General features: G+C 60.3%; 16 protein-coding genes. 3 read left to right on the plus strand and 13 right to left on the minus strand.

Annotation, left to right across the window (positions count from 1 at the left end):
• Positions 1-3: 3 nt before the first annotated feature.
• The 7 genes from N645_RS0112315 to N645_RS0112345 all read right to left on the minus strand — a co-directional run bounded on the left by N645_RS0112315 (position 4) and on the right by N645_RS0112345 (position 12,940).
• Positions 4-1,509, minus strand: a complete 1,506-nt coding sequence (locus N645_RS0112315) for a YifB family Mg chelatase-like AAA ATPase (RefSeq protein ID WP_024461821.1) — start codon at positions 1,507-1,509, stop codon at positions 4-6.
• A gap of 107 nt (positions 1,510-1,616) precedes the next feature.
• A complete protein-coding gene (locus tag N645_RS0112320; RefSeq protein ID WP_024461822.1) occupies positions 1,617-3,005 on the minus strand; it encodes a DUF1552 domain-containing protein in 1,389 nt (462 codons plus the stop codon).
• A 15-nt stretch (positions 3,006-3,020) separates the two neighbouring features.
• Positions 3,021-8,687, minus strand: coding sequence for a PQQ-dependent sugar dehydrogenase (locus tag N645_RS0112325; protein WP_024461823.1), 5,667 nt, complete (start codon positions 8,685-8,687; stop codon positions 3,021-3,023).
• 372 nt (positions 8,688-9,059) lie between these two features.
• The gene (locus N645_RS0112330) at positions 9,060-9,302 is read right to left on the minus strand and encodes an accessory factor UbiK family protein (protein ID WP_024461824.1); all 243 of its coding nucleotides are present in this window, start codon (positions 9,300-9,302) and stop codon (positions 9,060-9,062) included.
• Positions 9,303-9,358: 56 nt separating this feature from the next.
• Positions 9,359-10,180 carry an ABC transporter permease gene (locus N645_RS0112335; RefSeq protein ID WP_024461825.1) on the minus strand — a complete coding sequence of 274 codons (822 nt, stop codon included), beginning with the start codon at positions 10,178-10,180 and terminating at the stop codon, positions 9,359-9,361.
• A complete protein-coding gene (locus N645_RS0112340; protein ID WP_024461826.1) occupies positions 10,177-11,157 on the minus strand; it encodes a daunorubicin resistance protein DrrA family ABC transporter ATP-binding protein in 981 nt (326 codons plus the stop codon). The genes N645_RS0112335 and N645_RS0112340 overlap by 4 nt, the downstream gene beginning before the upstream one ends.
• Positions 11,158-11,236: 79 nt before the next feature.
• The gene (locus tag N645_RS0112345) at positions 11,237-12,940 is read right to left on the minus strand and encodes an EAL domain-containing protein (RefSeq protein WP_024461827.1); all 1,704 of its coding nucleotides are present in this window, start codon (positions 12,938-12,940) and stop codon (positions 11,237-11,239) included.
• A 351-nt stretch (positions 12,941-13,291) separates the two neighbouring features.
• Between N645_RS0112345 and rep the strand changes: the two genes are divergently transcribed.
• The gene (gene rep, locus N645_RS0112350) at positions 13,292-15,301 is read left to right on the plus strand and encodes a DNA helicase Rep (RefSeq protein WP_024461828.1); all 2,010 of its coding nucleotides are present in this window, start codon (positions 13,292-13,294) and stop codon (positions 15,299-15,301) included.
• Positions 15,302-15,369: 68 nt separating this feature from the next.
• Here the strand turns inward: rep and N645_RS0112355 are convergent, their stop codons facing one another.
• The 5 genes from N645_RS0112355 to N645_RS0112375 form a co-directional block, all read right to left on the minus strand.
• Positions 15,370-15,801, minus strand: a complete 432-nt coding sequence (locus tag N645_RS0112355) for a cytochrome c5 family protein (protein ID WP_024461829.1) — start codon at positions 15,799-15,801, stop codon at positions 15,370-15,372.
• Positions 15,802-15,927: 126 nt separating this feature from the next.
• Positions 15,928-16,617, minus strand: a complete 690-nt coding sequence (locus N645_RS0112360; protein WP_024461830.1) for a lipoprotein — start codon at positions 16,615-16,617, stop codon at positions 15,928-15,930.
• 86 nt (positions 16,618-16,703) lie between these two features.
• Positions 16,704-18,092, minus strand: a complete 1,389-nt coding sequence (locus N645_RS0112365; RefSeq protein WP_036161580.1) for a sodium:alanine symporter family protein — start codon at positions 18,090-18,092, stop codon at positions 16,704-16,706.
• Positions 18,092-18,316 (minus strand): DUF2007 domain-containing protein, encoded by a 225-nt coding sequence (locus N645_RS0112370; RefSeq protein WP_024461832.1) that lies wholly within the window; start codon positions 18,314-18,316, stop codon positions 18,092-18,094. The genes N645_RS0112365 and N645_RS0112370 overlap by 1 nt, the downstream gene beginning before the upstream one ends.
• Positions 18,317-18,351: 35 nt before the next feature.
• On the minus strand, positions 18,352-18,915 hold the full coding sequence (locus N645_RS0112375) for a gamma carbonic anhydrase family protein (RefSeq protein WP_024461833.1): 564 nt from the start codon (positions 18,913-18,915) through the stop codon (positions 18,352-18,354).
• Between the two features lie 169 nt (positions 18,916-19,084).
• On the opposite strand from N645_RS0112375, the gene prlC reads away from it, so the two are divergent.
• Both prlC and N645_RS0112385 read left to right on the plus strand, forming a co-directional pair.
• Positions 19,085-21,142 carry an oligopeptidase A gene (prlC, locus tag N645_RS0112380; protein WP_024461834.1) on the plus strand — a complete coding sequence of 686 codons (2,058 nt, stop codon included), beginning with the start codon at positions 19,085-19,087 and terminating at the stop codon, positions 21,140-21,142.
• Between the two features lies 1 nt (position 21,143).
• Positions 21,144-21,392 (plus strand): YheV family putative zinc ribbon protein, encoded by a 249-nt coding sequence (locus N645_RS0112385; RefSeq protein WP_024461835.1) that lies wholly within the window; start codon positions 21,144-21,146, stop codon positions 21,390-21,392.
• A gap of 230 nt (positions 21,393-21,622) precedes the next feature.
• Here the strand turns inward: N645_RS0112385 and N645_RS0112390 are convergent, their stop codons facing one another.
• Entirely contained in the window at positions 21,623-22,309 is a 687-nt protein-coding gene (locus tag N645_RS0112390; protein ID WP_024461836.1) for a tyrosine-type recombinase/integrase, read from the minus strand.
• Positions 22,310-22,518: the final 209 nt, after the last annotated feature.

Below are 22,518 nucleotides of genomic sequence, written 5' to 3' on the forward strand. Positions count from 1 at the left end.
GCTTCATCCCTTCCGCCGATCCAAGGTCCTATACCCCAACGCCTCACTGATATGCACCGTTTCCAGGGACTCACTCCCCGACATGTCGGCCAGCGTCCGCGCCACTTTCAAAACGCGATGATACGCCCGGCTCGATAACCCGAGCTTTTCAATCGCATCCTCCAGCAGGTTTTTATTGGCTGGCGTCAGCGCACACACCCGCTCCAGCTCGGGCACACTCAACTGATGGTTGGCTTTGCCCTGCCGGTCCAGTTGCCGCTGCCGGGCGGCAATCACCCGGTCGCGCACAACGGTACTGCGCTCGCCTTCACCTTTACTCTGCAGCTCCCCGCGTTTCAGTAACCGAACCGGTACGTGCATATCAATGCGATCCAATAGCGGACCGGAAATCTTGTCCCGATAGCGGCGAATCTGATCCGGCGTGCAGGTGCAGTCGCCTTCGGCCGCACCGTGGTAACCGCAGGGGCAGGGGTTCATGGCCGCAACCAACTGGAAGCGGGCCGGGTACACCGCCTGGGCCCGGGCGCGGGAGATACGCACTTCGCCGCTCTCCAGGGGCTCGCGCAAGACTTCCAGCACATGCCGATGAAACTCCGGCAGTTCGTCCAGAAACAACACCCCGCTGTGCGCCAGGGAAATCTCCCCTGGGCGCGGATTGGAGCCGCCGCCCACCAAGGCAATGGCCGAGGCGGTGTGGTGGGGCGACCGGAAAGGCCGCACCCGGTTGCTGTGACTTCCTGCACCGGGGGCCACTGAATATACCGCCGCCACATCCAACCGCTCACGATTTTCCAGCGGAGGCAGTATGCCGGGCAGGCGACTGGCGAGCATGGTTTTGCCAGTCCCCGGCGGCCCATACATCAACAGGTTATGGCCGCCGCTGGCCGCGACCTCAAGAGCCCGCTTGGCCTGTACCTGGCCTTTGACATCACTGAGGTCAAAATCCAGAGTCGGTTCGTCGGTGGCATCGAGCGGCCCTTCGGTCTGGGGCAAGCGCTCACGCTGGTGCAGGTGCGCGCACACCGAAAGCAGGTTTTTCGCAGAGAACACGGGTGTGGAATCACACAGCGCGGCTTCCTGGGCGTTGTCGGCGGCGACCACCAGATGCCGTTTGGCATCGCTGGCAGCCAACGCCGCAGGCAGGGCACCGGTGACCGGACGCAGCTCGCCGGACAGGGCCAGCTCACCCATAAATTCACAACCGCTCAGGCTGTCTTCGGGAATCTGACCGGAGGCGGCCAGAATGCCCAGGGCAATCGGCAAGTCAAACCGCCCGCCTTCTTTGGGCAAATCGGCGGGCGCGAGGTTGACGGTAATCCGTCGGGCGGGAAATTCCAGGTGGCTGTTGAGAATGGCACTGCGCACCCGATCCTTGCTTTCTTTCACGGCGGTTTCCGGCAGGCCCACCATATTGAGTGCGGGAAGGCCGTTGGACAGGTGAACTTCGACGGTAACCAGTGGGGCCTGGACCCCGAGTTTTGCGCGTGAATAGACTACGGCGAGCGACATGAGCAATCCTTGCGTGTGTGAGTGTATTGCGAGAAGAAATATACCTTACCGAGCCCTATTGAAAAAGGAACCGTGTTCCGTTTTTTGGATCGCTATACCCTGTAGCGTTACACCACGCCTCCGGTCCAGTGCGGTTCGGGTAAGTTGTCGACGCCCATCAGCCGCGCAACATCGCCAAACAGGTCGTGGGTGCCGAAGCGGCGGTAGCCGTTGTTGATGCCGTCGCCGCAGTTGATCACCCTGCCCATGGACAGCGCCCCGCCGGCGCCGCCCGCGAGAGTCACCGCACCGGCGCCGCCGCCGTGTTTGGAGCCGTCGCCCACTTCTGAGAACATCACCACCAGGGTATCGCTCAGCAAACCGGCCGCATCCAGTTGTTCCAATGTGTAGGCCAGCAGGGAGTGGTACCAGCGCACCTGGGCGGTGTGGGGCACATCGCCGGGGCGGTGGGAGGCGCTGTGGCTGGAAAACTCGTTGTACCAGCGGGTAATGGGGGTGACCTCGCCGCCGTTCTCGGTGGCCTTGATGCCCTGGTCCATGGCCTGCTGGGCCATCTGCCAACACTCATCGAAGGAATAGTTGACCAGGTTGCCGTTTTCATCGCCCTTCGACAGTTGCAGGGTGGCGACCCGGTGCAGGCCACAGGAGAAGGCGCCCACCACATTGTCGATCTGGGCCCGGCACAGGGTTGGAAACTGTTGCCACTCGTCCGCTGACAATTGCTGTTCCGCCATGGCGTAGGGATCGGCGGGTTTGTCGGTGCTGAGGGCGCAGTCGCCCAGTTGCGTTCCCGCGAGGTTTTTCAGGCGCACCAGCGCTTCCCGGTGGCGAGTAAGTTTATCCTGCCGCGCCTGGGACAGGGTGGCGTCTTCCAACTGGTCAAAATCCGACAGCAGGGTGTCGTACATGGCCTGCAGTTGCGGGTCCGGTTCGCCGCCACCGCCGTCCCCCACCCGCAGTGCCAGTTTCTCGGCGACGTCTTTCGGGTCGTTGTTGGGGATAGGCCTTTGCGTGGTTGTGTAACCCCGAGGCTTGGAGATCATGATGTCGGATTTTGGACCGGTGCGCACACCCAGGCTCAGGACGCCTTCATCGCCGAGCTGTTCGGCAATCAGGTGGTCGATGCTGGCACTGTCGGTGCCGATCTGGTTGTTGCCGGTGAGGATGCCGCGCATGTCATTGTAGTGAGCCCCGGCGCCCTGACCGATGTCCAGGGTCATATTTTGCAGCACGGTCAGGTTCTGGTGCCAGGGCGAAAGTGGTCCCAGGCCAAAGCTCAGTTCCTGGGAGCCGGCGATACTGCCCTCGCCCTGGGTCGGGCGCCAGTTGTAAGGCACCACGCCGTTGGGATAGTAGAGAAACAGTACCCGCTGTGCCAAGCCCGAGGCGGCAAGGACTTTCTGTCCGAACAGTTGGCTGGCAAAGGGTAACAACAATCCGCCCTTGGCCAGGGACATCAGAAACCGGCGACGCGATCGATTGGTCAGTGTGTTCATGGTGGTCACTCTCTCTTATCGACGCTGAATGAAACTGTCGGACAGCACCAGGTCGCGCAGCATGTCGCGCATGCCACCGCCGTTGCGCAGGTCCTGACTGAAAGTCTGGATATTGAGCTCATCGCTATCGCCGGACTCTTCCCGGCCCACCACATAGCGGTAGAACTGCCGGGCAAAACAGGCCTCACCCTGACCACTTTCGGCAATCAGTTGGGCCAGCTCGGGGATCGAGTGGTAGGTTACCGCCTCGCTGTCTGGGTCAAGGGTCGTCTCGGGCGAGTAGAGGCTTTTGATGGAGCCGGAGGCATCGATCTCTTCGGTCTCACCATTGCCCAGAGTCTCCATGGCCCGGTACAGGCCCTGGCTGTCGAAGCGCTCAAAGCCAAAACCCACCCCGTCGATAAACTGGTGGCAGGCGGCGCAGGCCGGGTCATTGGTGTGCCGCTCGGTGGCGTCCCGATTGCTGTCGGAGTCTTCAAATTCGACATTGAAGTCCGCCGCGGCCGGTGGCGGAAACTCCTGGCACATCAAACTTTCCCGCACATAAACGCCGCGCTTGATGGGAGAGGGATTGACGGTGTTGGTGCGTGAGGCCAGGAAGCTGGCGTGGCCGAGCAGGCCAGCACCCAGGCGAGGATCCGAGCCGTCGTAGGCGCGCTCGGACCAGCCGCCGCTGGTGGTGTCCGGAAGACCGTAGTGCTCGGCCACCAGATCATTGGCCTGGGTGTAGGGCGCGAGCAGCAGTTCGGCGTAGGGGGCGTTGGACTCAATGTTGGCGAGTACAAAGCGCACGGTTTCCTCTTTCAGCGCTTCGACCAGATCCGGGTTGTTGATGCCCGGGAAGCCGTACTGATTGTTGATCAGCCAGCCGCTGATAAAGCGGCGCAGGCCGCGCTCCGAGCGCGGATCGCTCAGTACGTGATTGACCGCCTCGGACCGGCTGAAGTCCTCATCCGCGGCCATGGCGAGTAAGGTGTCATCCGGAGTGGTGGCCCAGAAAATGTAGGCCAGAGAGGTCACCGTTTCGTAGGCATCCAGTGCAAAGAGTCCGGTTTCACCGTCCAGCTCGCCCAGCTCGGAGCGGTACATGAAGTGCGGTGACATCAACAGCGCCTGCAGGGCCCGACGACCGCCGTCGTCGTTGTCGTACAGGGCGGCGTAGTTGTCCACTTCGGTCTGGGTTAGCGGACGACGGAACAGTCGCTTGCCGAACGCCTCGACGGCGCAGGCCGCGTCGTCACACTGTTCGGCCAGTCCCATAAAGGTGTAGCGGGTGATCGCCTGCTCGGCGATCTCACTGGCCACCAATTGATAGCCCAGGGTTCGGTCGTAGCCCGCCGAGAGATAGGAGGCGGTGGTGAAATTGCGGTAGCGACCATCGGCGGGGACGGTATCCATCAGCGCCGCCGAGAAGTTGATGTTGAATAAATCGCGCACGCTGTTGAGGTATTCCTCTTTGGTGAGCAGGCGAAGGTTTCGGCTATCCAGAGTGCCCTCGCCGCAGTTGCCGTCGGTGCACAGAGAGGGCTGCCAGGCGTCGGCGAGCACCAGGCGGGCGATTTCGAAGGCGCAGTCACCGCTCTGTTCGCCGTCGCAGGCGCCGGGATTGTCCATGGGCATAAAGTCGGCGATGTAGCTGGCCAGAAGATTCTGGTTCCAGGTGTCGTCCAGGGCATTGATGGCACCGGCCACGCCGCCTTCACCGTTGTCGCCATGACAGCTCTGGCAGTGTTGGCCATAGAAATCCCGGCCTGCCTGGTAGTCGTCTTCCTGACCGGCAAACAGCGCCTGGATCGAGACGTTGTGAGCCGGCATTACCAGCTCGATAGTGGCCGCGGCGGGGTTGCCGACTACATAGGCGCGGCCTTCGCCCTGCCACCCGGAAAACTCGGTCCCGAGAGGCGCCTCGTGGGCGGCGATGGAAACCACCGTGCCGGGGGTGAAATCGCGCTCGGCGTTCTCGGTGCTGCCACCAATTACCGACAGGCGATAGGTTTCGCCGCCGGTGTCGCCGTGGGCATTCCAGGGTTCCCATTGGCCGTCGCTGTAGCTGGAAGATTCCTGGATGTCGTTGAGGTCATCGGTCTGGGCGCCGGCGCCGTTGTTGAAAATCACGTTCAACTGGCCCTCGGGGAGGGCGTCCGGGTCCTGGTGGTAGAACCACCAGCCGCCGTCATCCGGTCCGTCCATTGGCGCGCCCGGCCATTCGTGCAAAGGCTGGTCCCCGCCGGCTTCGCTGGTCCAAAGGTAGATATTGACAGTCTCCCAGTTGTTGGGGTTGTCGTAGCGCAGGGACAGGGCGGCGTCTGCCTCGGTGAGGGTGGTTTGCGCACTGAATTCGTCCAGAGTGGCGCGCACGGTGGCCTCACCCGGGGCCAGACGTTGCACCAGGCCGGTGTCCGATACCGACACGACGTCGCCGCCGCTGATCACTTGCCATTGAACCTCCGAATGAACATGAATTTTGGTGTTGTTGGGACCCAGACCGTAGGCCACCAGTTGTTGCTGATCGGTGAGTGCGGTGGTCTCCGGGGAGATGGCCAGCCCGGTCAGGGAGGTGTCGATAGACACCACCTCGATCTCCAGACTGGTCGATTGCCCGTTGCTGCTGAGGGTGACGTTGGCGGCACCGGCACTGAGGGCGTTAAGGGTGACCTGGTTGCCTTCGATGGCTTCTACCGAAAGCACCGATTCGTCACTGCTATTGACGCTGTCGATGCTCGACACCGGTGCGGTGAAGCCATTGTCGTAGCGTGCCTCGACGCTGAGCGTAAACGTATCATCCGGGTTGACCCGGGTGTCGCCAAGCAGGCGCAAATCGGTCGGTTGAGCGTCGACGGCGTCGATCCATTCGGCGAACAGGGTGTCTGCTGCGGGGTTGGTGTAACGGGTGCCTTTGGGCATGCGGTTGCCGTCGGTAACCTGGTACAGATGGATCAGGCTTTCGCCGTGATCAAAGGGCTTGATCCGGTATTTCCCGCCGGTGGTCTGAACGTTGAGCAGGCGCATGTCCTCCAGCGGCTGGTCGTAGCGCAGGTTCATGAAATCGCTGTTGTGGCAGTGCGCGCAGTTGGTATCCAGATAGGCTCTGGCACGCGCCTCAAGCGATGTGTTCTCGTCTTCAAGAGACGCAAAGGCGGTGTACTGCTCGGCGGCACCAATGTTGTTATCGAACAGCCCGATCCGGTTGAAAATATCCAACTGGTTCTCACCTTGCTCACTGAACGAACGGTTTAACTGGCGGGAGTGCAACGCCAGGGGTTCGCGACTGCCATTGCCCACATGACAGGAGCCGCAATCGGCCGAGGATCGTACCGTGCGGGTGCGTCCTTCGGCATCGGTATTGTCGAGGGTCAGGGTTTTGGTCACTCGTGTGGCCTCAGTGCCCTCGGCGTTCCAGTGGTAATTCACCGCCTGCCAGGTTCCGTTCGCCTGGCGGAAGAGAATTGCCGTGGTAAAGTGACGTTCTTCGCCATCAGCGTCGGTGATGCATTTATGTTTGATCAGCACCGAACCGGTGGGCAGATCCCACTGTTCGGTGTCGGCAAAGGCGATGGTTTCGTCGTTGGGGATGTGTAAGAAGTGTTGTACCGTCGCGCCGTCGAACCAGCCTTCGGTGTTGACCTTATAGGGGATGACGCCACTTTCTGGTACCAGGGGCGAAAGACTCTGAAACAACCCGGTGGCTGATAAGGTGTCCGGCAAGGCGGCGCTGTCAGCGTCATCGTCCACCAGTCGGTAGATGGTGGAGTTGCCTCCGAACTCGACACCGTAGGTGGATACCAACAATTCGTCGCCGGACAGGTCGGTGCCGAAGGAGGCGATGTTTTCCGGGAAGGCGTCGCTGACCAGGGTTTTCTCTTCGTCTTCGGCCATGGCCCAGATTTTCTTGGTGACGTAGTCACCGAACACAAATCGTCCATTGAGGCCCGGTAACTGGTTACCCCGATAAACCAGACCCCCAATGATGGAGTAACCGGTTGGGTGTTCGTACCCTTCGATGGGCGGTTCAAAATCCGTGGCGCACTCCTTGAGTGGATCGCCCCCGAGTTCGCCCCGGTTGTTCAACCCTTCGCACACCGGCCAACCGTAATTCTTGCCGGGCTCCACGCGGTTGACCTCTTCGTAACCGGATTGGCCGACTTCGGTTTCCCACAAGGTGTAGGGCGCTTCGGTGTCAAACGCCCAACGCCAGGGGTTGCGGTGCCCGTAGGACCAGATTTCCGGGCGGTAACCGGATTGATCCACAAATGGATTGTCATCGGGTACGCGATAGTATTTTCCGTTTTCAGCTTCGGTCAATGGCTCGATCCGAATGAACGTGCCGAGCAGGTTGCTGGTGACCTGAGCATTGTTGTTGGTACGCGGATCTTCGTCGAACGAGGTGGTGGCGCTATGTCCGTAAGCGCCGTCGCCGATGCCCAAATACAGATAGCCTTCTTCGGGATGAAACTGCATCATGCCGCCCTTGTGATCTGGACCGGGTTGTTCAACGCGCAGTAGTACCCGGGCGGAGTCATCCAGCACGGCAGCGGGGTTGGCTGGATTGTCGATGGTCCAGCGCTCAAGCACGGCATCGCCGTACTGACCGTCGGGGGTACGTTCGTTATCGTCGGCGCCCTGAATGTAATACAGGTAGATAAAACCGTTGCTGGCGTAATCCGGATCCAGAGCCATGCTGAGCAGACCCTGTTCGTGATAATTCTTGACCTGATCTTCAATGTCGATCAGAGAGCGAACCTGATCGGGCGTTACCTCGGGATCGTCGGGAAAAGCGTAGACCTGCCCGGCCTTGTCGACCACCATCATCAGGCCACTGACCGGGTCGGGCAGGGTCATCACCGGCGAGGCAAACTGATCGATCAATCCGGGGTAGGCGATCTCAAAACGATAGTTGCCCTCGGACACATTACCTTCCACTGGCAGAGCGTGGGGCTCGTTCAGCGTGGGGCGTTGATCAAGATCATCGGGGGTTTGCCCGATGGGCGGCGGGGCGTCGTCCGGATGCTCATCAAGTCCACAATCGGTCAGGCTATGCCATTGATCGCCGGCGTAGCAGGGCGCTCCGTCAAACAGCAGGTCGGCGGTTTGTGCCGCACCGTTATCGTTGAAAATAACGTTGAGAGAGCCTGGCAACTGATCGCTGTTCAATCGATTGACAAGGTCGACACAATAAAAGCCCTTCTCTTTGTTCATTGCCAGACCAGGCCAATCGGTGCCCTCGTTCAGCGCATCGGCAGGGGATGCATTCCAGTAGTACAGATGCGGTTCGCTGTATCCCTGGGCATTCTCGAAACAGAGTCGGGTATTTTCGGAGCTGGTATCGTCGGACGTGGTGTCGGCAATGCTGACCTCAATGGAATGATCGGTATCGTCGAACGCGATATCGTAGGTGCCCGCGCCATCGACGATCGGATAGTCCTCGGCTGGGTAGGCTTGGCTCCAGTTGTCGTAACGGCTGATTTTGAAGCGGGGATTGTCATCGTCGAAGGTCTGGGTGGTTTCCCAGTGGCCGCTGTCCGGATTGTAGGTCATGGGGGTGAGCCCCCAGTCATTGGGCGTGCCGCGAAAATAGGCTTCGGGCCACTGCTGGGCGGTAGTGGTGTGCGTCAGGGCAAGTAGCAGGGCAGCCGTACAGAACGCCATGGCCTTGCGGACAGCAAGTCTCTGGATGCGGAGCATAATGATTTTCCGTTTTTTACGGTGAACAATTATTATCGTTAGCGTTTTTTCATCCGTGGCTGGCCGATGTTGGTGCTCGACTTGAGCATCCACTAGGCCAGAGAACAGCACCCGTCACAGGGGTGGTACGTCAGTGTTTATTGTTGCTGTGTGAGCGTTCAGCTCGGAGCCGATACCACGTTTGGAGGGAGCAGCAAGCTGCTATCAGGGACTACAACATTCGGCGCGTTGTGCGGGAATTCTAGTGACGGAATTGTGACGGTGGCAATATGAATACGTATGCAACACCCTCAAACTGTCATAGTGTTTGAGGGTTGAATGGCAGGATTCACGGCAGGCGGTTAGGTGGGAAGTGTCGGGTTACGCCTTCGGCTAACCCGACCTACGGGAGGAGCTTTCCAGCTCGGCGAGTTGTTTCTCCAGTTGTTCCAGACGCTCGCGGGTGCGTTGGAGTACAGCGCTCTGGGCGTCAAACTCTTCGCGGGTGACCAGATCCATCTTTCCGAGCGCGGACTGCACGGCGGCTTTGATTTCCTGCTTGGGAAGCATGTCCTGCAAGCCCGGCAATTTGCGGTCAATTTCCTGAAAGAACTTCTGGGCAAAGTCGTTAATCATAGGGGCGCTCGATCATGCTGGGGAAAACCCCAGTGTAGCGTGTCGGCTAGCGGCTGTCAGTGCTTGCGATGGTACAGGCGCATGGCCAAGGGGCCAAAAGTGAGGGTCAGTAGCGCGGGCGTGAGCAGGGCTATGCCCAGTGAAAACGCCACCAGCTCACCAACCATGGCGCCGCGCATCGCGGAGACCAGATGGGATACCGGGTTCAGTGCCACCAGAGTCTGGAGTAGTTCGGGCATGGTGGCCGGGTCCACATAGATATTGGACACAAAGGTCAGAGGCATCAGCACCAGCCAGCTCAGGGTCATGACCGCGCCGGGGGTGCGCAGCAGTAGGCCCAGGACGGTGAAAATCCAGCCCAGTCCAAAACCAAAAATGTTCAGTAGCACAAGCGACAGGAGCACGCCGACAATACCCTGTTGCGGGCGATAGCCAAGCAGCAGTCCAATCAGAACCACAATCAGCGAGGCGCCGGTGTAGCGCAGGATATCGCCGAGCATCGCACCGACCAGAGGCGCGGGTGCCCAGATGGGCAGGGACTTGAATCGGTCGTACACGCCCTTGGACAGATCCCCGTTGAGGGTGACGCCGGTGTAAATGGACGTAAACACCACGGTCTGAGCCAGAATGCCGGGCAACAGGTACTGGAGGTAGTCACCGGTGGAACCGGCCAGGGCACCGCCAAAGAGGTAGGTAAACATGACCGTGAACATGATGGGCGTGACCAGCACATCAAACATCTGCTCCGGGACATACTTGATCTTGAGCAGCGCGCGCCAGCCGAACGCAATGGTACAGGCGATGGGTCCGGCGGGGGCCGGGCGATCGAGTGCACGGATACCCCGGATGAGCGCGCGGGCGGAGGAAGATCCACTCATTGGGAGGCTTCCTCTGGATCGTTCTGTGGGCTTACGGTGTGCCCGGTCAGGGAGAGAAAGACTTCATCAAGGCTGGGCTGGCCCATGGAAAAGCTATTCAACCCGATGCCCGCCTGGGGCAATTCGGCCAGCGCCCGGGTGGCCTCGGAGCTGTCCGAAAGTTGCACCGTCAGGCTGGCCGGATCGGCTTCCAGATGCACCAGGCTGTCGAGATGACCGGCCAGGATCAGCTGTGCCTGTTCCCGCTGGGCCGGGTCGGTCAGTTGCAGATGCAGTACGTTGCTACCGACCGAGGCTTTGAGCTCCCGACTGGTGCCTTCGGCAATGACGGCCCCCTGGTCGATGACGGCGATGCGCTCGGCGAGTTGGTCGGCTTCCTCCAGATACTGAGTCGTGAGCAGCACGGTAGTGCCATCGTCCACCAACCCGCGCACAATGTCCCACACCTGATTGCGGGAGCGCGGATCCAGGCCGGTGGTGGGTTCATCCAGAAACAGCAGGTCTGGTGTGATGATCAGAGAGGCGGCAATATCCAGACGGCGACGCATGCCCCCGGAATAGGTTTTTACCTGGCGCCGCGCGGCCTCCTGAAGATCGAACGCCTTGAGTAATGTGTCTGCGCGCACGCGGCCGCCGAGCCAACTGAAGCCCTGCAGCCGGGCGAGCAGGGTCAGGTTTTCCCGGCCGGAGAGATCCTCGTCCACCGAGGCGAACTGTCCGGTCAGACTGATGCGGGCGCGGACCTGCTCTGCCTGATGGACCAGATCGTGCCCCAGTACCCGGGCTTCGCCACCGCTGGGTGGCAGTAAGGTCGAGAGCATGCGCACGGTGGTGGTTTTGCCGGCGCCGTTGGGGCCGAGTAGGCCATAGACACTGCCGCGCTTTACCTGGAGGTCGATCCCACGTACGGCGAGGGTGCTACCAAAGGCCTTGCGCAGCCCTCGGGTTTCGATGGCAAAGTCGGGTGTCGAATCCATGAAGTCGGGTCCTTCGATGACGCTGTTGCTCAAAGGGGCAAAGCTAGCATGATCGTCGGTAGCAAACTGTGAGAAATTGTTACGCGATACTGTGCCATTGCTTGACCGTGCGGCACACCTTGTCCACCGGTTGGGGGGCGCAGAACAGATAGCCCTGCATCTGATCGCAGCCGGCGGCCTGCAGCCAATCTCTCTGTTCCTGGGTTTCCACGCTTTCGGCGATCACCACTTTGCCCAGATTATGTGCGAGGTTGATCATGGCGGTGACCAGGCGTTGGTCGTCAACGCTGTGGTTCAGGGCGGCCAAAAAGCGGGAATCAATTTTTACCGCCCGGATGGGCAGACGTTGCAGGTGCAGGAAAGAGCAACTGCCGCTGCCAAACTGGTCCAGGGAGAACTCCAGGCCCAGGTGCGATAGGGGCCGCATGCACAGGCTGACCAGATCGAGGTTGTCCATCAGGCTGGCTTCGGTGAGCTCAAACTCCAGATTCCGGCCGGGCACATCAAGCTGATTCAGGGTCCCCGCCAGCCGGTGTACCAGCTGTTCATCCCGGAACTGGCGCACCGAGAGGTTGACCGCCATGCGCAAGTCCAGCTGACATTCGCGCTGCAGCAGGCGCAGGTCCTGGCAGGCACGGTCGACAATCCAGTAGCCAATGTCGTTGATCAGGCCGGTATCTTCAGCAACATTGATGAATTCTTTGGCATCGAGCAGGCCGCGCTCCGGGTGCTGCCAGCGCAGCAGTGCCTCCATGGCGACAATGTCCCCGGTATTGAGGTCGATGCGGGGCTGGTATTCCAGACTGAGCTGATTCAGTCGCAGGGCGGCCCGCAGGTCGGACTCCATCCGCAGTTGCAGGCGCACGGCCTTGTTCATGGCCTCGGTAAAAAAGCGGTAGCTGCTGTCGTCCTGTTGCTTGGCCTGATACATCGCCATATCGGCGTTCTTGAGCAGACTTTCGGCATCGCGGCCGCCGTCCGGGTAGACCGCGATGCCGATGCTGCAGCCGATGCGCATTTCGTAGCCGCCAATATGATAGGGCGCACCGATACGTTCGATGATTTTCTCGGCAATATGGGCGATGTTTGCGCCATTATCGGTGTTTTCCAACAGCAGGGTAAATTCGTCGCCGCCCATGCGGGCAACCGAGTCGCTGCGGCGCATGCATTCCTTGAGGCGGTCCGCGCACACCCGGATCATGGTGTCGCCGGTGTCGTGGCCGAAACTGTCATTCACCTGTTTGAAGCCGTTCAGGTCTATGAACATCAGTGCGAACTGGCCCTGATCCCGGTCCGCCAGGCGGATGGCGTGTTCGAGCCGGTCGCGGAAGAGGATGCGGTTGGGGATGTCGGTGAGGGTGTCGTAGTGGGCCAGGCGACTCAGGTGTTGCTCGGTGCGCTTGCGCTCGATGGCGTAGCGCAGGGTGCGCTCCAACAGCTGGGTATCGATATGGCCTTTGATCAGATAATCGGCGGCGCCGGCGCGAATGGCTTCCCGGTCCACCTCGGTTTCCATCTCGCTGGTCATGACCACGATCGGGGTGGTGCAGGCCTGGGTTTTGGCGGCGGTCAGCAGGTCCTGAGCGGTGTGGCCACTACCCCAGTAATAGTCCAGCAGTACCAGGTCGTAGTCATCGCCAAAAATGGCGGGCAAAGCGCCATCAAGCCGGTCGTGCCAGACCAGCTGATAGTCGGTGTGGTGAATCTTTGACAACAGGTCGGCCAGTAACAGGTACTCGCCTTCCTCGCCGTCAATAAAGAGGATCTTTACGATTCTGTCCATTGCCCGATTCCATGGTTCCTTTGGTATCGTTGGGGGCATCGCAGGGCTTCAGTGCGCTCAACCTTGACGCCGCCGACCCGGCCGCGCGAGGCGATCCGGTTCTCGTTGTTTATGACCCAATACTCATCAACCTTGACGGACCACACAGCATGAAGAAATCCGCGCCAGTTGAGGACTTTACACCACCTATACCGCATAATAAACCACTTTCGCGGGGTGCCAATGGCCGCTGGTCGGGCAGTGACACGTGCGTCTCTGCGGGTGCTTGCGTGCCCTTGGCGCCCTGCTACAATGCCGGCCCCCCGTGTCAGCCACGCCTGATGACGCCACGCACTGAATTGGTGAGGTACTGTGCCCAAGCTCAATCCCCGTCAGCGAGAAGCCGTACACTATATTGATGGCCCCTGCCTGGTGCTGGCCGGGGCGGGCAGTGGCAAAACCAGTGTGATCACCCGCAAGATTGCCTATCTGATTGAGCAGTGCGACCTGCCGGCTCGCCATATCGCCGCCCTGACCTTTACCAACAAGGCCGCCCGGGAGATGAAGGAGCGGGTCAGCTCGCTGGTCAAAGGCAGTGCCGCCAAGGGGCTGACGGTCTCGACCTTTCACAATCTGGGCCTGAATATCATACGTCGGGAGTATAAAGCCCTGGGCTTCAAACCCGGATTTTCGATATTTGACGCCGAAGATGCCCGGGCCCTGCTCAAGGAGCTGTTGCTCAAAGACGGCGAGCTGGACAGCGACCACCTCAACCGGGTGCAGCATCAGATCTCCAACTGGAAGAACGACCTGACCGATCCGGCCGAGGTATTGGCTATGGCCCAGAGCCCGGGCGAGCAGACCATCGCCCGGGTGTACGAGCGCTACAACCAGGCGCTCAAGGCCTACAATGCGGTGGATTTCGACGACCTGATCCTGATTCCGGTACGCCTTTTCCAGGACCACCCGGACATCCTCGCCCGCTGGCAGCGCAAAATCCGCTACCTGCTGGTGGACGAGTACCAGGACACCAACTCCAGCCAGTACCTGCTGGTCAAGCTGATCGTGGGCGTGCGCGGCTCGCTTACCGTGGTGGGGGATGACGACCAGTCGATCTACGCCTGGCGCGGCGCCCGGCCGGAGAACATGAGCCTGCTCAAGCAGGACTTCCCGGCCCTGAATGTGATCAAGCTGGAGCAGAACTACCGCTCCACCAGCCGCATTCTGAAAGTGGCCAACCACCTGATTGCCCACAACCCCCACGAATTCGACAAGGCATTGTGGAGTGAAATGGGCCTGGGCGACCCGATCCGGGTGATCCGCTGCGCCAATGAAGAGGCTGAGGCCGAGCGGGTGGCCACGGAAATTCTCACCAGCCGGCTGCGCTACCAGCGTAAGTTCCGCGACTACGCCGTGCTGTACCGGGGTAACCACCAGGCCCGGCTGCTGGAAATCAAACTGCAGCAACACCAGATTCCCTACAAAATCAGCGGCGGCTCGTCCTTCTTCTCCAAAACCGAAATCAAGGATGTGATGGCGTATTTACGCCTGCTGGTAAACCCGGACGACGACAACGCCTTTTTGCGGGTGATCAACACCCCGCGCCGGCAGATCGGCACCAGTACCCTGGAAGCCCTCGGGCGGTACGCCACTGAGCGACACATCGGGCTGTTCAGCGCGGTGAATGAACTTGGGCTGGAGAGCCAGCTCAACGACAAGGCGCTCGAACGCCTGCGCCGGTTTGTGCACTGGATGGAGGGTGTGCATCAGCGCTCCCACGGCGACAACCCGATCGGCGCGATTCGGGAAATGCTCGAAGACATGGATTACGAGGCCTGGCTGCACCAGAACGCCAGTACGCCCAAGGCCGCCGAGCGGCGCTGGGAAAACGTTCAGTACCTGGTGGACTCCCTGGGCAAGACTCTGGCGCCGGGGGATGACGACGATGAGACCACCATCAAGGAAGCCATTGCCAAGCTGGTGTTGCGGGACTTGCTCGAGCGTCAGGAAGAGGAGGACGAGCTGGACCAGGTGCAGCTGCTTACCCTCCACGCGTCCAAGGGGCTGGAGTTTCCTCACGTGTTTATGGTGGGCCTGGAAGAAGACCTGTTGCCCCACCGGAACAGTATCGAAGATGGCAATATCGAGGAAGAGCGGCGCCTGACCTACGTGGGTATCACCCGCGCCCAGAAAACCCTGACCATGACCCTGGCCCACAAGCGCAAGCAGTTTGGGGAAATCTTTGAAACCACGCCCAGTCGGTTTCTGGAGGAGTTACCGCCGGAGGATGTGGAGAGCGAAGGATTCGGAGAGCTCAGCCCGGAGAAGAATGTCGCCAAGGGCGAGGAGACGCTGAGCAGTCTGCTGGGGATGTTTGATTAGATCGCCCTAGTGGCGCGAAGGGCGGATAAGGCCGCAGGCCGCATCCGCCGTAAACTTCCGCTAAACGATTAACTGCTCTCTTCAACCATATAATCGACGGTCGCCTGAATCTCTTCATCAGAGCAGTCGCTGCACAAGCCCATGGCCGGCATGGCATTGAAACCGTTGATGGCGTGGTCGTACAGTGTCTCGGAGCCCTTCTCAATGCGGCTTGCCCAGTCGTCCACGGAACCGAGCATCGGCGCACCGGACACGCCAGCATCGTGGCAGGTGGAGCAGGCCGAACCGTAAATTTCTTCACCGGAGCGCGGTTCACCGCTGCTGGCACTGGCCACGGGCGCTGCCGCGCAATCGTCACCGGCCATGCACACCTTGCCTACCGGGGCCAGGCGGTTTTCGATTTCTTTGGACACGTTACTGGACTGAGCCACCGCCAGAGCGGAGAGCAGACCCAGACTGGCAGCCAACAACAGGCCGATGCGTTTCTTGACTAGACTCACGGTGCTTCATCCTCGTTGTGAGAGGCAGTGCCTCTTTGGACTATTTGGGGCGATCACCGGGCGTAGCCCGCCAACCGCGAGGGCGCATTATAGCCACAAACCGTCGCTCAGGTGAACCAAAGCCCGTCATTCGGCGGGCTCGGGCACGGCCCCGGCAATCAGCAGGTAAACGGACAGGTTGCGGGTCCAGCGGTCCATCAGGCGACTGAAGTGGCGGTAGTTGGTGACCCGGTTGGTCCATTCCATGGCCTGTCCGGTCAGGTTCTGGGTTTCCCGGTGGTCGATGAACTGCGCCAGTACCTTGCCGTTAGGGTCTTCCAGTACCAGGTCAAAGGTGGCGTTTCCGGCTTCGCGCGTGTAGTGGCGGGTGATCCCCGGCCGGCTCAGGTCCGGTGCGTAGATGTTCAGGTCGCGCAGAGTGGGGCGGAAAATCATGTCCGCCTCTTCGCGGTTCTCGGTGAGGGTAACCCCGGTTTGCTCACTCAGCCCCTCACGGAGCGCTTCGTCGAGGAAGCGACCGTAATCCTCGTAGATGCGATCCAGGTCCCGCTGGGTGTAATCAGCCCTTCGGTCGCGCAGCCAGTAATCGCTCAGGGCGACCTGGGCCGGTTCGATATAGAGGGTAGTGATCCGGGGCAGGCGCTCGCCTGGGGGGAGAAACACATGATCAAAGTTGCCGGGCTGAGCCGGGCGCAATGAGTCATCTGCCAGTGGCAGGGGCGATTGCTGGGCGCAGGCCGCCAGCCAGAATGTCGCGACGGCCAGCAGGGCGGCCCTCGACCAGAAGCGGAGTGAGATAACGCGCCGATGTGTCATACAGACCTCCCCAATCACACAACAGTGAATACGCCATACTATGTCGGTTAGACGTCGCCCGGGTGGTATTGTTGCGTAAAAAACCGTTATGAATTTGTAGAAGCCGGTTTATGGTCGCCGTTGCGATGCCGGGCGAAGTAATCCCGGGCGGCCCGGTTCACCCGGGGGGCGAGCAACAGGGCGGAGACCATGGTGGGAATGGCCATGGTGGCATAGAGCCCGTCCACCAAACCCACCACCGCGCGGAGGCTCACCACGCTACCGAGCACCACCAGAGTGGCGTAAATCCAGATGTAGTGATGTTGATGTTGAGCCCCGATCAGAAAGCCCAGGCATTTGCTGCCGTAATACCAGAAGGTGAACACGGTACTCAGCGAGAGCAGGGCCACCACCAGTACCAACAGATAGGCGCCGACGTTGGGGAAGGCGGTTTCGAAGGCCCGGGCGGTGAGGGTCACTCCGTCGATACTTCCGTCTACCTGCCAAGCGTCGGTCACCAGTATGGCCAGTGCCGTGCAGGTACAGACCAGAAGGGTATCGATCACCGGGCCCATCATGGCCACCAGTCCCTCTCGAATCGGCTCTTTGGTTTTGGCGGCGCCGTGGGCCATTGATTCGGTGCCGATGCCCGCCTCATTGGAGAAGGCGCCCCGGCGCACGCCCATCAGAATGACGGTACCGATGGCGCCACCGGCGGCGGCCTGGCCGCTGAAGGCGTCGGTGACGATCAGGTGCAGTGCGGCCGGAATTTCGCCCAGGTACTGGATCAGCAACAGGAGGGTCATCCCCAAATAGAGCAGGACCATGACCGGCACCATTCTCAAAGTCACTTTACCAACGCGCTGGACGTGTCCGGTAATGACCAGCAGCACCAGGGCGGCGATGATCAGCCCGAGCGTGAGGTCAAAGGCGAAGTGGTTGCTTTCGCTGGCGAGCCCGGCGGGGATGGCCACCACATCACGCACAATCTGTACGAGTTGGTTGACCTGAAAGGCGGGCATGGTGCCCATCAAACCGGCGACGGCGAACAATGCGGCGAGCGGCCACCAGCGTTTTCCCAGGCCTTCGCGAACGACGTACATGGGGCCGCCCTGCAGCCGACCGATGCTGTCTTTGCCCCGGAACATGACGGCGAGGGAGCAGGTATAGAATTTGGTGGCGACGCCGATGACGGCGGTGACCCACATCCAGAAGATGGCGCCGGGCCCGCCCATGGTGAGCGCCAGGGCGACGCCGGCGATGTTGCCGAGGCCCAGGGTGCCGGAGAGGGCGGTGCTCAGTGCCTGGGCGTGGGGAATGTCGCCTTCGTCGTCGTGGTGGTCGTAGCGGCCACTGAGGATCTGCAGGGCGTGTTTGAAGTGTCGGTAGGGGAGGCCACGGGAGTAGGCGACGAAGAAGATGCCACCTCCCACCAGCAGTATCACCAGGGGCATGCCCCACATAAAATTCGCAAACGCTGTAAATGCCGCTTCCATCATTCCGCCGCAAACTCCCCCGCCTCATACCGCGCCAAAACCCGCTTGGCGTCTTCAAACTGCGCTTCGTGCACCCACAACGACACCGTGCTTCCCGCCGGCAACTCCCCCGCGGCTCCGGGCAAATATTCACCGCGGATTTCGCAATCAATCCCCTCGGATTCGAGCAACCCCTGTACCAGGTGCGCCTCAATGTTGTTTTCCGGCAAATAGACTTCTTGCATGGCGGAGTGCCTCGTGGGTGTTGGTGGTTGGGCGATCAGCTTTGTTGTTCTTGGAGGTACTGGTCTTTCAGCGCCACGTAGTTGCTGGCGGAGTATTTGAAGAATTCGCGCTCGCTGTCTTTGAGTGGGCGGGCCTGTTTGCAGGGTGAGCCCATATAGAGGTAGCCGCTTTCCAGGCGTTTGCCCGGCGGTACGAGGGTGCCGGCGCCGATGACCACGTCGTCTTCGACCACGGCGCCGTCCAGTATGTTGGAGCCGATGCCCACCAGGATGCGGTTGCCCAGGGTGCAGCCGTGCAGGGTGACCGAGTGGCCTACGGTGACGTCGTCGCCGATGGTCAGCGGGTAGCCGTCCGGGTTGAAGGGGCCGGCGTGGGTGATATGCAGGCAGCTGTTGTCTTGAATACTGGTCCTTTCGCCTATACGTATACGGTGCATGTCGCCGCGAATGACCGCACAGGGCCAGACGGACGTATCACTGCCCAGGGTCACGTCGCCGATTACCACGGCGGCCGGGTCGACGTAGACGCGCTCGCCCAACGTCGGGGCGACGCCCTGGTAGCGGCGCAGAGCGGGCGAAGAGGGAGCAGATGCGGTCATGGGTTACCTCATACAGTGCATCGGACACGGAGCGTCGGCTGGAGCGGGCGTCTACCCGCCGCCGCGTAACGATGTATCATGGTAGCGTCCCGGGCCGCCGAGCGCGAATGTTCAACGCGATCAACCCGTTTTTTGAGTCACCGACACAGAGTTTTGGAGCGATAACCTTATGGCCAACCCCCTGCTGGAAACCCACGAATTGCCCCCGTTTTCAGCCATCAAGCCGGAGCACGTGGAGCCGGCCATTCGCCAGTTGATCGACGAAAACCGCGCCCATCGCGAGCGGCTGCTGGACGGGCTGGATCAACCGACCTGGGACAACTTCGTCGCGCCGCTGGAAGCCGAAGAGGATCGCCTGGAGCAGGCCTGGTCCCCGGTCAGCCACCTGAACGCCGTGGTCAACAGCGAGGCCCTGCGCGAGGCGTACAACGCCAGCGTGGCGCTGCTGACCGAATACAACACCGAAGTGAGCCAGGACAAGCGCTTGTATGAAGCTTTCCAGGCCATTGCCGACAGTCCGGAGTACGACCAGCTGAGCCAGGCCCAACGCCAGTCCATCGACTACGCCCTGCGGGACTTCCGCCTTGGGGGTGTGGCCCTGGAGGGCGAGGCCAAAAAACGCTACGGCCAGATCAAAAAACGCCTGAGTGAGCTCTCTACCCAGTTTGCCAACAACGTGCTCGACGCTACCCAGGCCTGGTACAAACACTTTACCGACCCGCAGGATCTGGCCGGCCTGCCCGACTCCGCCCTGGAACAGGCCGCTCAGGCCGCCAAGCAGAAAAACCTGGAAGGCTATGTCACCACCCTGGACATCCCCTCCTTCCTGGCGGTCATGACCTACGCCGAAGACCGGGCCCTGCGCCGGGAAACCTACACCGCCTTTGTGACTCGTGCGTCCGCGGAAGGTCAGAAGGCCGATGGCAGCAGTGCCGCCGAGTGGGACAACACCGCGATCATCGATGAGACCCTCGCGTTGCGCCATGAGCTTGCGCAACTGCTGGGCTTTAACAATTACGCCGAGCGCTCCCTCGCCACCAAGATGGCGGACAGCACCGAACAGGTCATCAACTTCCTGACCGAGCTGGCGGAGAAGTCCAAACCCCTGGCGGAGCAGGACGTTCAGCAACTGAAAGCCTTTGCAGAAAAAGAAGGCTGCACCGACCTGCAAGCCTGGGACCTGGCCTACTTCAGCGAAAAACTCCGGCAGGCGGACTATGCCCTGTCCCAGGAAGAGCTACGCCCCTACTTCCCGGCCGAGCGGGTGATCAGCGGCCTGTTCGAGGTGGTCAAACGCCTCTACAACATCGACATTGTGCCGGTGGCGAGCTTTGATAGTTGGCACCCCGACGTGCGTTTCTATCAGATCTACAAAGACGGTGAACACATCGCAGGCTTCTACTTCGACATCTTCGCGCGGGAAAACAAACGCGGCGGTGCCTGGATGGCGGACTGTCGTGTGCGCCGCCAGACCGCCAGTGGCGTACAGCGGCCGGTCGCGTTTCTGACCTGCAACTTCACCCCACCGGTGGGCGAGACGCCGTCACTGCTTACCCACGATGAAGTGACCACCCTGTTCCATGAATTCGGGCACGGCCTGCATCACATGCTTACCCAGATCGACGTCGCCACCGTCAGTGGCATCAACGGCGTGGCCTGGGATGCGGTGGAGCTGCCCAGTCAGTTCCTGGAGAACTGGTGTTGGGAGCCGGACGTAGTGCCGTTGATCTCCGGCCACTACAAAACCGGTGAGCCGCTGCCCAAAGACCTGCTCGACAAACTGCTGGCGGCGAAAAACTTCCAGTCCGGCATGCAGATGGTGCGGCAGCTGGAGTTCTCCCTGTTCGACTTCCGCCTGCACGCGGAGTACGACCCCAATAACCCGAAAGCGCCCCAGCAACTGCTGGATGAAGTGCGCGATCAGGTGGCCGTGATCAAGCCACCGGCGTTCAACAAATTCCAGAACAGCTTCAGCCACATATTCGCCGGCGGCTACGCGGCGGGTTACTACAGCTACAAGTGGGCCGAAGTGCTCTCCGCCGATGCCTTCTCCCGATTTGAGGAAGAGGGCATCTTCAATCGGGACACCGGGGAAAGCTTCCTGAAAGAAATCCTCCAGCAGGGCGGCAGCCGCCCGCCCATGGAGTTGTTCGTCAACTTCCGCGGCCGCGAGCCCAGCATCGCCCCGTTGTTGCGCCACAGCGGCATCGACGAGGAGGCTGCCTGATATGGCCTTCAGCAAAACGCCCCGGTTTATCGCCGGGGCCGTCTGCCCCCGCTGCTCCGCCATGGACCGCCTTCGCGTGTACAACGAAGACGGCACCGACTACCGCGAATGCGTCGACTGCGGCTTCAAACAGGAACAGCACATCCAACCCCAGGTGCGGGAAATCGAAACCCGCGTCAACACCAGCCAAGAAGAGCGCAAAGCCCAGGAGCAAGTGGTCAAAATACTCCCTCTAGACGACGATAACTAAACCGCCCCTATAGTAGTACCCGTAGGGCGGATCGGTCCGACGTTTCGGAGCGCAAAGCGCGCATCCGCCGTAATAGTCCTTACAACCAAAAACTTGCAATCCCCACCCCGCCTGCTACCTTACCCAAACAACCAAACACGCCCCGTTGCCACATGCTCTCTGAAATACTTTCTACCAAGAGAATATGTCGCACTACGGGCGGTAGCGTGCCTAAACGCCGGTCTGGCACATTAATCCGCAAGTGCATCCAAGGGGCTGCGCGTTCCCGCATAATGCTGCCCCAACACATGGGTATAAATCTGCGTCGTCTTCACATCGTTGTGGCCCAATAGCTCCTGCACACTGCGTATGTCATAGCCACTTTGCAGCAAGTGCGTGGCGAATGAATGGCGAAAGGTGTGGCAGTTCACTTTCTTCCCGGTGACCCCCGCCGCCTTTACGGCACGCACGGTAAGCGACAGCCGGTCGAAGCGGACATCCTGAACGCGCAGACGCAAGCACTCCGTAATTCGTAACCCACTGCCGTATAGCAGGGAAATGATAAGTCGGTCTCTCTCTGGCAGTTGGCGCAAAATCTGGCTTACTTCACGCTTTGTCAGTGTGGTGGGCAGGTGACGCTGCTTGGTTGCCAGCTTGAAATCGAGTTCGCCCAGCTCTACTTTGAGAACCTTATGGTAGAGAAACACCAACGCATTCAATGCAACTTTCTGCGTATTGACGGCGACTTCTTTTTTAACGGCAAGCCAGGTAAGAAACTCTTTGACTTCATTGGCGCCCATCTTTGTGGGATGCTCTTTACCATGGAATATGATGTAGCGGTAAATCCAGAACAGATAGGTCTTCTCGGTTCTAAGACTGTATCCGCGCAGACGGATCTCGCCGCGAACCATTTCCAAAAAGGGGCTTTTTCGCGCCATATGTATGTCCTCCTTGAATAGAGCATGATATCTGTATATATGTACAGTATATTTTGCCGGTGCGCAAATATAATGCTCATATTGTCTTTCTTCTATGCTCGTTTTTCGCGGAGATAAGTTAAAAAATCTAATTAAAACAGTTGGTTACGTTTTCGGCTTGGAAGATTATCGCGCATGCGCCAGAATGATATTGCGCATGCGCGAATTTC

It is taken from the genome of Marinimicrobium sp. LS-A18 (assembly GCF_000463525.1).
In the GTDB taxonomy this organism is placed as follows: domain Bacteria; phylum Pseudomonadota; class Gammaproteobacteria; order Pseudomonadales; family Cellvibrionaceae; genus Marinimicrobium; species Marinimicrobium koreense.

Excerpts from the sequence above, each read along its gene's own strand:
- N645_RS0112315 (WP_024461821.1), bottom strand. The coding sequence starts at position 1,509 with ATGTCGCTCGCCGTAGTCTATTCACGCGCAAAACTCGGGGTCCAGGCC.
- N645_RS0112320 (WP_024461822.1), bottom strand. The coding sequence starts at position 3,005 with ATGAACACACTGACCAATCGATCGCGTCGCCGGTTTCTGATGTCCCTG.
- N645_RS0112325 (WP_024461823.1), bottom strand. The coding sequence starts at position 8,687 with ATGCTCCGCATCCAGAGACTTGCTGTCCGCAAGGCCATGGCGTTCTGT.
- N645_RS0112330 (WP_024461824.1), bottom strand. The coding sequence starts at position 9,302 with ATGATTAACGACTTTGCCCAGAAGTTCTTTCAGGAAATTGACCGCAAA.
- N645_RS0112335 (WP_024461825.1), bottom strand. The coding sequence starts at position 10,180 with ATGAGTGGATCTTCCTCCGCCCGCGCGCTCATCCGGGGTATCCGTGCA.
- N645_RS0112340 (WP_024461826.1), bottom strand. The coding sequence starts at position 11,157 with ATGGATTCGACACCCGACTTTGCCATCGAAACCCGAGGGCTGCGCAAG.
- N645_RS0112345 (WP_024461827.1), bottom strand. The coding sequence starts at position 12,940 with ATGGACAGAATCGTAAAGATCCTCTTTATTGACGGCGAGGAAGGCGAG.
- N645_RS0112360 (WP_024461830.1), bottom strand. The coding sequence starts at position 16,617 with ATGACACATCGGCGCGTTATCTCACTCCGCTTCTGGTCGAGGGCCGCC.
- N645_RS0112365 (WP_036161580.1), bottom strand. The coding sequence starts at position 18,092 with ATGGAAGCGGCATTTACAGCGTTTGCGAATTTTATGTGGGGCATGCCC.
- N645_RS0112370 (WP_024461832.1), bottom strand. The coding sequence starts at position 18,316 with ATGCAAGAAGTCTATTTGCCGGAAAACAACATTGAGGCGCACCTGGTA.
- N645_RS0112375 (WP_024461833.1), bottom strand. The coding sequence starts at position 18,915 with ATGACCGCATCTGCTCCCTCTTCGCCCGCTCTGCGCCGCTACCAGGGC.
- prlC (WP_024461834.1), top strand. The coding sequence starts at position 19,085 with ATGGCCAACCCCCTGCTGGAAACCCACGAATTGCCCCCGTTTTCAGCC.
- N645_RS0112385 (WP_024461835.1), top strand. The coding sequence starts at position 21,144 with ATGGCCTTCAGCAAAACGCCCCGGTTTATCGCCGGGGCCGTCTGCCCC.
- N645_RS0112390 (WP_024461836.1), bottom strand. The coding sequence starts at position 22,309 with ATGGCGCGAAAAAGCCCCTTTTTGGAAATGGTTCGCGGCGAGATCCGT.